This window comes from Sphingobium sp. Ant17, assembly GCF_000588875.1.
In the GTDB taxonomy this organism is placed as follows: Bacteria; Pseudomonadota; Alphaproteobacteria; order Sphingomonadales; family Sphingomonadaceae; genus Sphingobium.
On the sequence record NZ_JEMV01000168.1, the window covers coordinates 1 to 2,186 of the forward strand.

The 2,186-nt window shown below is 58.4% G+C and carries 1 protein-coding gene and 1 pseudogene; both read right to left on the bottom strand.

Going from position 1 to position 2,186, the window contains the following annotated elements; genetic code table 11:
• Positions 1–57: 57 nt before the first annotated feature.
• Positions 58–309 carry a HoxN/HupN/NixA family nickel/cobalt transporter gene (locus BF95_RS25085; protein ID WP_043155559.1) on the bottom strand — a complete coding sequence of 84 codons (252 nt, stop codon included), beginning with the start codon at positions 307–309 and terminating at the stop codon, positions 58–60.
• A 131-nt stretch (positions 310–440) separates the two neighbouring features.
• Positions 441–2,186: pseudogene (locus tag BF95_RS25090) on the bottom strand (TonB-dependent receptor); the annotation flags it as partial.

A 2,186-nucleotide genomic window follows, 5' to 3' on the forward strand; every position in this document is an offset into this window, starting at 1 on the left:
CCTTGAAGGCGCCGAACTGCGACAGCGCGCTGGCCGTCACCGCAATGATGATCGATGCTATGGCAATGATCCCCGGAAATGCCCCGATCGCAAAACCAGAAAGCCGGCCGAAAACCCGGGGCGCTGACCATCCTGCATCAGTTTGCGCGTCACATTGTCGATGGCCGCAATATGATCGGCATCGACCGCATGGCGCAGGCCAAGCCCCCAGGCAAGCACAGCGGTGCCGAGCATTAACGGCTGCGCATGAAACAGGCTGAATGCCCAGACCCAGACGCCAATGTTGGCGGCGATCAATCCGGCAAACAAGGCACCAATTCGTAGGCGCAGAGACAGGGATGGCAGTGTCTTCGTGAGGGCATGATGTGGCTCGCGATAAGATGTACAAACGGAGGATGGCGCAGCAGACGTGCTGCAGCGCCGCCCATCAAGGGATTTCGCTAGAAATTGACCTTTGCGCCAATCCTCACGGTTCGAGGCTCGACCACACGACTCAACCGGCCTTCCACCGGAGCACCTGCATCAAAGGCGGGGATGTAGGACTCGTAATAATAGGCGATGTCCTTGTCCCGGCTGTCGAAGATGTTCAGCACTTCTCCAAATATCTCGACCTTCTTGCCCGTCCACGCGGCGCGGGCATTCATGACGGTGCTGCCCCCGATCCCCGGACACTGTTGTCCTCGACAAGCGGAGAAGGTCCGAGGTGGCGCACCCGAATGCTGGCTTCCCAGGGATCAAGAATGATGGCGGCACCGGCTGAAGCCGCGTTCTCAAATGCATTAGGGATGTGATCGCCATTGTCGAAGCGGGCATGGCTGGCAGTATAGTTTCCATCAAGCGCAAGCCACGGGAACGGCCGCCAGAAGGCGACGATTTCATAGCCATGACACCCACTGGCACCCGACGTTCAACAGCATTGGAATCGCCAATGAAACGAAGCTCGCTGCCGACATGCAGCCACCAGTAAGTCGCGGTTAACGTGACCCCGGAGAATTGAAGGCGTCCCCCCAGTTCCTTGCCGATGCCGCGAACGAGAACCGGAACAGGCGTGCCCCTGTTTACCGCACCCCGAACGTCGTTGGAATGGAATCCACGGACCCAGTTGGCGTAGAGTTCAAGTTGCGGCGTAACCTGATAGGCGATCGAGACCTTAGGTGAGAGAATCGACGCCGAGCCACTGCCTTCTCCCAGCGACGCCGCAACCACATCTCGTGCACGCACGGAATAGTGATAATAGTCCCCGCGAAGACCACCTGTCACACGCAGTCCAGCCAAGAGTTTCCAAGCGACTTCGCCGTAGAGCGCGGAAGACAATTCCCCGACCTGATAGTGCCCGAGAGATTCAAGAAATGTGCGGACAGCCGTTCGATCGACACCAACATTCCCGATGGCATCGTATCTGTTTTCGGTGCCAAGGCTCACAGCCAGACTGTCAGCGATTTCCCAATTTTTTTTTTTTTTGAGCGGACAGCCCTAGTACCCAATGCCGGTCGAACTGCTTGATCTGCGCGCTTGTGCCATCCGGATCGGTGTAAGTGGGGTTCGACAACATCGACCAGTCGTAAAACTGGGCATAGACATTGGCGCGCCATGTCGGTTGCTTGACCGCGATGTTAGCCACCTGGCGCGTCGTCTCACCCCGCGCGGAAGGATCTGGAGAGCAGAACACATCCGCACACAACGCCGTGCCGATAATGCGCTCCGGGATTTGCTCGGTAGGGTGCCATGTCGCCCGGTAGGCATGGAGAGATGCCTCCAATGTGCCCGCACCGCTCGGCATGCTATATTTCGCGAAACCCGAGTAATGGCGAAGACGTTCAGTTTCCTGCCACGGTCCGTCGTAGGTCTTGGCCTGAGCGACAAGCGTGAGATCTCCCACGCCCACGTCGTGCACTGTTCCGCCTACGGCGACGCGGCGCCAACCATATGAACCAGCCTCGGCCGATGCCCACGGCCGGTGGTAACCCTTGATGGTCATCATATAGGCTGCTCCCGCCAGAGCGAAATCACCGCCGTCGGCGCGATAGGGCCCCTTTTACGAAAAATCCTCCCCGGCCCCACGATCTCCGGAATGAGGCCGTTGAGGTCGAGATAGCCGTGACCGTGTCCGTGTGTGCGAAAGTTCATCTGCAGTTCATCGATATAGGTGGTGAAGTCAGACCCATGGTCGAGGTTGAAACCGCGCA